The sequence below is a fragment of the Phormidium pseudopriestleyi FRX01 genome (assembly GCF_017313335.1).
GTDB classification, from domain to species: domain Bacteria; phylum Cyanobacteriota; class Cyanobacteriia; order Cyanobacteriales; family Laspinemataceae; genus Laspinema; species Laspinema pseudopriestleyi.
Map to the genome: position 1 here is coordinate 1 of NZ_JAFLQW010000491.1, position 8,011 is coordinate 8,011.

Genomic DNA, 8,011 nt, shown 5'->3' on the forward strand with positions numbered 1-8,011 from the left:
CCGCGCTTGGGTTTATCGTCGGCGGTGCGTTCTAATTCGCTTTGATTGCTGACTTCTTCAATGAAAGATTCAACTGCTGCTAATCGGTCTGGGGTGGTAACTTTTCGAGTTAAAGGATGTTCTGGGGCTAAGACTAAATAAGTTACGCCATAAACCGTATCAGGACGGGTGGTAAAGACGGCAACTTTTTCGGAACTGCCAACAATGGGGAATTCTAAATAAGCGCCGACGGATTTACCAATCCAGTTAGCTTGCATCAGTTTAACCCGTTCGGGCCAACCCGTTAATTGGTCTAAATCATTGAGTAATTGTTCAGCATAATCGGTAATTTTGAAGAACCATTGTTTGAGCAATTTACGCTCGACTTTAGCCCCCGATCGCCAGGACCGACCCTCATTATCAACTTGTTCGTTAGCGAGTACGGTTTGGTCGATGGGGTCCCAGTTAACTGCCGCTTCTTTTTGATAGGCGAGTCCGGCATTAAAAAACTGCAAAAATATCCACTGAGTCCATTTGTAATACTCTGGGGAACAGGTGGCGACTTCTCTAGTCCAATCGAAGGCAATCCCGAGGCGTTCGAGTTGCTGTTTCATCTGGGCGATATTTTGATAGGTCCATTTCGCCGGATGAATCCCGCGTTCAATGGCGGCATTTTCTGCGGGGAGACCAAAGGCATCCCATCCCATCGGATTCAGGACGCGATACCCTTGCATCCGCTTGAGACGGCCAATCACGTCGGTGATGGTGTAAACTCGGACGTGACCCATGTGCAGGTTTCCCGAGGGATAGGGAAACATGGACAGGGCATAAAATTTCGGGCGATCGCGGGTTTCAGGGGTTTGATATAACTGGCGTTCTGTCCAACTTTGCTGCCACTTTTCCTCAAGGGATGCGGGATTATAACGGGATTCCACGACAAATCTCCTAACTCTATTGCTCAATCGCGTTTGCATCGATATTTTGACATACTCTTGAGGAAATTTGGAGACCCCCGGTTGCTGAGTAGGGCGTCCGAGGCAGGATGGGAACCCCGGGAGAAGCAACTGGGTTTGTGCCCCTAATCCGTTGCCAACTGCCTCAAATGTTTTCAAGAAACCGGGGTCTAACCTGACCCGCTACCCCCGTTTGAGGTGATGCTTCTCGGAGAAAACTCCAGGCAATATGCTACTATTTATACCATGAATTTTACCGTCAGGGAGCATCTGGAAGCTGAAAATACGTCAGATGCTATATCGAAACCGCTTACAATTGAGTATCGATGTGGCATCGGCAGGCAACTGGATCAGCAGCAGATTGCTGGCATGAACTGCCGGATGATTTAAAGGGGTCTTCAAATGGGGAAAGAACCGATGGGTGTGGCATTCAACTCTTCACCTATTTGAGAAAATCAAAGATTCATTTTTTCTGCTGTCCCTGGGGGAGGGTCTGAAAAAATTTAGGAGGATAAGACTCGTCCACTTTGAGGGCGATTTCCAGTGATTTTAAATGCCAGATCGTGCCGATGCCCCGCTTCGCGATCAGATGCATTAGGGTGCATTGGGGCAAAGCACACCGGGTTAATAGGAGGATTAACGGATGACGTTTATTTTTGGGGATAATCAAGGGAATACTTTAATTGGCACCGACAGTGATGATACGATTATTGGCGGTGATGGGAATGATTCGATTTTGGGCAATGCGGGAGAGGATATTCTCTTTGGGGGTTTAGGGGAGGATACTTTAATTGGCGGTCCCGGGGCGGATATTTTTGTCCTCGGATCGGGCCGAGATACGATTGTTGATTTTCAAAAAGGGGTGGATAGACTGGCGGTTTCCCGGGATTTAAGAACGGCACAAATTCGCCTAGAACCGATTTTTGAACGAAGGGGAAATGGGAACTCAAATCCGGTGCAAATCGCCACTCAAGTGGTGGTGATCCAAAATGGCGATCGCCAGGTGATTGGGGAGGTATTCGGGTCGATTAATTTGGATGGTACGGATTTTTTAAATGCAACCCTTGACCCCCTGTCCAGTGTGGTTGAGTTTAGTGCCGCCAATTTTACGGTTCAGGAGGGGGTTCCCAGTGTAGAAGTGAGGTTACTTCGCACTGGCAACCTAAGTGAGTCGGCCAATGTGACCATTCTGCCAACCGATCGCACGGCGATCGCCTCAGCGGATTACATCGGAGGTCCTCGGACGGTCACCTTTGCCCCCAGACAATCCCAGGCGGTGGTGACGATTCCGATTATTGATGATGAGATTCTGGAACCGACGGAAACCTTTAATCTCAGCTTAGTCAATCCTACGGAAAATCTCAGAATTGGAGGGCGATCGCAATCCACCATCACCATTCTCGATGACGATATAGCACTCTCTTTTGGTGAGCAAACCTTTACCCTGAATGACCAAAGTGAGGCCGTTGCCACAATCACCGTCCTCCGCAGTGGGGTAAGTGATAATGCTGTGGGAGCAACCATCACCCTTTCCCCAGATATCCCAACCCCTCCCGACAATCTTAATTCCCAGCTAATTCAGGTAAACTTTGCCCCGGGAGTCACCGCACAAACTGTCACCATTCCCCTCGTCAATGAACTGATTGCCGCAGGCGTCGAAACCCTTAATTTGACCCTCACCACCCCCACTGGAGGCGCAACCCTAGGCACTGCCAGTACCGCCACCTTCGCCCTAATCGATGATCAAGTCAATGGGGTGACCCTCCAGTTTACTCAAACCAATTTCAGTGAATTGGAGGATGGTACTCTCATTGTTCCTGTCACTGTGACTCGCACAGGCGCAATCAATCGTCCCGTTACCTTAACCCTCGCCCTAGAAGAAGAGACCGCAACTGCACCGTTTGATTTCGATAATACCCCGATTTCCGTCACCTTTGCCTCGGGAGAAACCACTCAAACCCTTTCAATTCCTATTGTCAACGACAACAGTATAGAACCCGCTGAAACTTTTTCTCTCACTTTAGTTGACCCCCCCACAGGCGCAACCCTCGGAACCCCGAATACTGCTACATTTACCATCGTTGATAATGATGCTGCCTTGCAGTTTATTCGCCCCGATTTTAGTGCAGTCGAGGACGGTACTCCCATCCAACCCATCCAAGTTCAGCGCATCGGGTTTACAAACATCCCCACCGGGGTCACCATTGGATTAAGTGATGGCACCGCCACGGCCCCCTTGGATTACGACCCCACCCCAATTGCCGTAGAGTTTGCACCCGGAGAAACCCTGCAAACTGTCGAAATTCCTATTGTGGATGATGAGATTATAGAACCGGATGAAACGATTAATCTCGCCTTACTTAATTCCACGGGTGAGGCAACCCTGACTGAACCGAGTACGGCAGTGTTTACGATTGTTGATAATGATGTGCTGTTGCAGTTTAGTGAGGCGAACTTTGTTGTCAATGAAAATGGAACAGCGATCGCCCCGGTAACTGTCACCCGGTCAGGCCGACTGAATCAAGCCTTTTCCGCCGCGATCGCCCTCACAAATGGTCCCGCAACCGCTCCCTTTGATTACGATAATACCCCAATTCTCGTCAATTTCGCCCCGGGAGAAACAGTCCAAACCGTTGCCGTTCCCATTATTGATGACACCGAAAGCGAACCCACGGAAACAGTTCAATTAACCCTCACCAATCCCAGCGAAGGTGCGCGAATTGGCCCACAAAATGCAGCAACTTTGGCAATTTTAGACAATGATATCCGCCTAGAATTTAGTGCTCCTACCTTCATCATCGAAGAAGATGGGACAGAAATTCTCGCCATCACCGTCACCCGCGCCGGAGCACTCCATCTCCCTGCCGGTGCAACCCTGGTTTTAGCCGATGGGACGGCCACTGCACCCTTTGATTACGATAATACCCCGATTCCGGTCACCTTTGCCCCGGGAGAAACCATTCAAACTGTCACCATTGCGATCGCCAATGATCCGATCGCAGAAGTTGCCGAAACCCTCAACCTTGCCCTAGTCAATCCCACCCCAGGGGTAGAAATTGGCGCACAAAGTGGTGCCACCCTCGTCATTCCCCGTAGCGATCTGCCGGTTTTACTCAACTTTGAAGGAGTGATAAATTTAGACCCAGTGAGTGGATTTTATGGCGATCGGGGGATATCTTTTTCCCCCAACGCCTTGGGAATTATGAGTACCGATGCCTTAGATGCCTTGGGATTTCCCGATGAATTCGGCGGCAATTTTGCCCCTCCCCCCAGCGGCACAACTGCCCTCACCTATGGAGAAAACGGGGCGATCGTCATGAATGTAGAAGGTGGATTTGACAATCAACTCTCCTTCTTCTATGCCTCCCCCTTTGCCAATCACCAGGTCACTCTTTATGATGGATTAGGCGCATCCGGCAACATCTTGGCATCCATCCCGCTATCCACCACTACAGCAGGTTCCTTACCCAATGTTTATGGAGAATTTGAGCAAGTCACCCTCCCCTTCAATGGAGTCGCCCGTTCCGTCAGTTTCGGCAGTGTTCCCAACAAGCTTATCCTAGATGATATCCTACTCGGATAATCTTCCTCATGTTTGTAGTAACGACTGAAGTCGTTACTATGAACTGGGGAAACGACTTAAGTCGTTACTACGAACTTGGGAAACCGGCGATCGCGCGCACAAAGTTCGAGAAACTCGTTACAATCAAGACCACTGACCATTAAACGTTCGATAAGGAGTGCTAGATGGTGCGAACTTTACTCGTATATCCCCTGTTTCCTCCCACATTCTGGTCTTATAACAAGATTTTAGAATTAGTCGATCGCAAAGTCTTGTTACCCCCCTTGGGATTAATCACCGTCGCTGCAATTTTACCCCAAACTTGGGACTTTAAACTGGTAGACCGCAATATTCGCCCCGTTACAGAGGACGAGTGGGATTGGGCAGAATTGGTGATTTTCTCGGCGATGATTGTGCAAAAACAAGATTTGCTCGACCAAATTCGCGAGGCAAAACGGCGCGGTAAATCTGTCGCTGTGGGTGGACCTTATCCCACATCAGTTCCCCATGAAGTCGCGGTGGCAAACCCCGATTTTATGATTTTAGATGAAGGAGAAATCACCCTGCCGATGTTTATCGATGCCTTGGAAAATGGCGAAACTCAGGGGGTTTTTCGGACTCTGGAAAAACCTGATGTCAGCGAAACTCCGGTTCCCCGTTATGACTTACTCGAATTAGATGCTTATGATTCAATGTCGGTGCAATTCTCTCGGGGTTGTCCATTCCAGTGTGAATTTTGTGATATTATCGTCCTCTATGGTCGCAAACCCCGGACCAAAACACCAGAACAACTGTTAGCTGAATTAGATTTTCTCTATGAGTTGGGATGGCGGCGCAGTGTCTTTATGGTGGATGACAATTTTATCGGAAATAAACGAAATGTCCGGCTATTGTTGCAAGCGTTGAAAGTTTGGCAAGCGGAACATCAGTATCCCTTCCGATTTAATACCGAGGCATCCATTGATTTAGCTGCCGATATCGAGTTGATGGATTTGATGGTAGAGTGTAATTTTGATGCGGTCTTTTTAGGGATTGAAACTCCCGATGAAGAGAGTTTATCGATGACCAAAAAATTCCAAAATACCCGGACTTCTTTAACTGAATCCGTGGATAAAATCATTCATGCGGGTTTACGTCCGATGGCGGGATTTATTATTGGCTTTGATGGGGAGAAAAAAGACGCCAGTTCCCGGATTGTTAAGTTTGTGGAAGAGGCAGCGATTCCTACGGCGATGTTTGGAATGCTGCAAGCATTGCCGAATACTGCCCTCTGGCATCGTCTGGAAAAAGAGGAACGCTTGCGGGAAAATAGCCGCCAAGACATCAATCAAAGCACGTTAATGAACTTTGTCCCCACTCGTCCGATTACGGATATTGCCCAAGAATATATTGAGGCATTTTGGCAACTCTATGATCCAGAAGTTTTTCTCGATCGCACCTATCGCTGCTTTCTCAAATTAGGTGCACCCAAATGTAAACCACCGGCTAAATTGCCCAGTTGGGTTGATTTACGGGCGTTAGGAATTATCATCTGGCGACAAGGGATTAAACGGAAAACGCGCTGGAAATTCTGGCATCATTTGTTCAGTGTTATGAGGCAAAATCCTGGGGTTTGGGAAACCTATCTAACGGTTTGCGCTCATAACGAACATTTTCTGGAATATCGTCAAATTGTCCGGGATGAAATTGAAGCTCAATTAATCGAATTTCAACGTCAGGAGGCGTTGTCTCCTGTCCCTGTAACTTCTGAGGTCGCTTAATTCAATCGGGGCGATTGTTCATGGGTTATAGAAACCGATTTCCGTAACGGACTCCTGTTTTCAAAATATTCAGTTGCCAATCAGCAACTTGCCGATTCAGAATAAAGGGTATTTCTCGGGAGAAATAGGCAGAAATTATGAGTTTTAGGGCTGATAATTGGTAATTTTGAAACGTTTCTTAACAATTCAGCTCAAAACGGGTTAGAATAAATTCCGTTTATCGGCTGTTTTTTCATCTTCTGTCTCCCGGGAGTTTTTTTATAAAGCGGCAGAGAGTTCTCACCGTTTCCAGACCCCTGGGGTTCAATTCGTTAGCTGATGAGGAGGACCGCATCGGGGGAAGGAATGGACTGAATAACGAGAGTCTCCTGGGGACAAGACTTTCAGACTTTTAAAGGCTGAAAGGGACGGGTTAAAGGTGAAAGGCCGGTTTGAAAATCAGGTAAAAGCGGAAATTTCGTGCAAGCAAACACAGTTTTTAAGCAGACGACTGGGACAGTTTCACAGACAGAAACCCAAGAGTTACCTTTTACTCTTCAGGATGTGAAGGCGGCAATTCCTGCCGAGTGTTTTGAGCCCTCGATACCCAAGTCACTGAGTTACTTTTTTCTGGATATTGGGATTATTGCGGGACTGTATGCGATCGCATACAATCTGGATTCCTGGTTCTTTTTCCCCATTTTCTGGGTGATGCAAGGGACAATGTTTTGGGCATTATTTGTAGTGGGTCATGACTGCGGTCATGGCTCTTTTTCTAAGCTCAAATGGTTGAATAACCTGATTGGACATTTGTCTCATATTCCGATTTTGGTTCCTTATCACGGTTGGCGGATCAGTCACCGGACCCATCATGGGAATACGGGAAATTTGGACACAGACGAAAGCTGGTATCCGGTATCCGAGGAGAAATACAATCGGATGCCTTGGTATGAAAAGCTATTCCGCTTTTATTTACCCTTGTTGGCGTATCCGCTTTATCTGGTCAAGCGATCGCCCGATCGCGCCGGTTCCCATTTTCTCCCTAGCAGTCCCCTGTTCCGTCCCTCGGAAAAATGGGATATTGTGACCAGTTCAGTCCTGTGGGTGATGATGGTGGGATTTCTCGGCGTACTCACCTATCAATTTGGGTGGGTCTTTCTGGTGAAATATTACCTCATGCCTTACATCCTTTTCGTGATGTGGTTGGACTTAGTGACCTTCTTGCATCATACCGAAGATGATATTCCCTGGTATCGAGGAGAGGATTGGTATTTTCTCAAAGGTGCGCTTTCCACCATCGATCGCGACTATGGATTTATCAATCCCATCCATCATAACATTGGCACTCATGTGGCGCATCATATTTTCTTAAATATGCCCCACTATCATTTAAAGACAGCAACCGAGGCGATTAAACCCCTGTTAGGTGATTATTATCGTTCCTCCAACGAACCGATTTTAAAGAGTTTCATTCGCTCTTATCTGTCCTGTCATTTTGTGCCAAATACAGGGTCTAAGGTGTACTATCAATCGGGCTGGAAGCCGAACTCTAAATAACTCGAAATAGTCCCTATCCCTTGAGGATAGGAAAATTGGTCAATAGCCCGCCTCTGTGGGCTATTTTTTTTGCCTGCCCAAATTTATGTCAAAACCCGCAGCCTTTAGGATTCTGTTGGCTAATCAGATGGGGGTGTTACCCCCAACCAACAGGCGACTAGAATCAGGAAGAGTGGAGACAGGATATTGAGCTTTAAGAACAGCAAAAGCGCTGGGAGGAC

5 protein-coding genes are annotated in these 8,011 nt (G+C 47.6%); 4 read left to right on the forward strand and 1 reads right to left on the reverse strand.

Annotated features, from left to right (window positions below; all coding sequences use genetic code 11):
- The coding region (locus J0895_RS18740) for a class I tRNA ligase family protein (protein ID WP_207089526.1) at positions 1-914 on the reverse strand (914 nt) is incomplete at its 3' end.
- 219 nt (positions 915-1,133) lie between these two features.
- Here J0895_RS18740 and J0895_RS18745 point away from each other — a divergent pair.
- The 4 genes from J0895_RS18745 to J0895_RS18760 all read left to right on the forward strand — a co-directional run bounded on the left by J0895_RS18745 (position 1,134) and on the right by J0895_RS18760 (position 7,790).
- Positions 1,134-1,322 carry a hypothetical protein gene (locus J0895_RS18745; RefSeq protein ID WP_207089527.1) on the forward strand — a complete coding sequence of 63 codons (189 nt, stop codon included), beginning with the start codon at positions 1,134-1,136 and terminating at the stop codon, positions 1,320-1,322.
- Between the two features lie 253 nt (positions 1,323-1,575).
- On the forward strand, positions 1,576-4,515 hold the full coding sequence (locus tag J0895_RS18750) for a Calx-beta domain-containing protein (RefSeq protein WP_207089528.1): 2,940 nt from the start codon (positions 1,576-1,578) through the stop codon (positions 4,513-4,515).
- 167 nt (positions 4,516-4,682) lie between these two features.
- The gene (locus J0895_RS18755) at positions 4,683-6,254 is read left to right on the forward strand and encodes a DUF4070 domain-containing protein (protein WP_207089530.1); all 1,572 of its coding nucleotides are present in this window, start codon (positions 4,683-4,685) and stop codon (positions 6,252-6,254) included.
- A gap of 459 nt (positions 6,255-6,713) precedes the next feature.
- Complete coding sequence (locus J0895_RS18760; protein WP_207089529.1) at positions 6,714-7,790, forward strand: fatty acid desaturase; 1,077 nt, start codon at positions 6,714-6,716, stop codon at positions 7,788-7,790.
- Positions 7,791-8,011: the final 221 nt, after the last annotated feature.

Coding starts and splice junctions, on each gene's coding strand:
- J0895_RS18745 (WP_207089527.1), top strand. CDS start 1,134: ATGCTTCTCGGAGAAAACTCCAGGCAATATGCTACTATTTATACCATG.
- J0895_RS18750 (WP_207089528.1), top strand. CDS start 1,576: ATGACGTTTATTTTTGGGGATAATCAAGGGAATACTTTAATTGGCACC.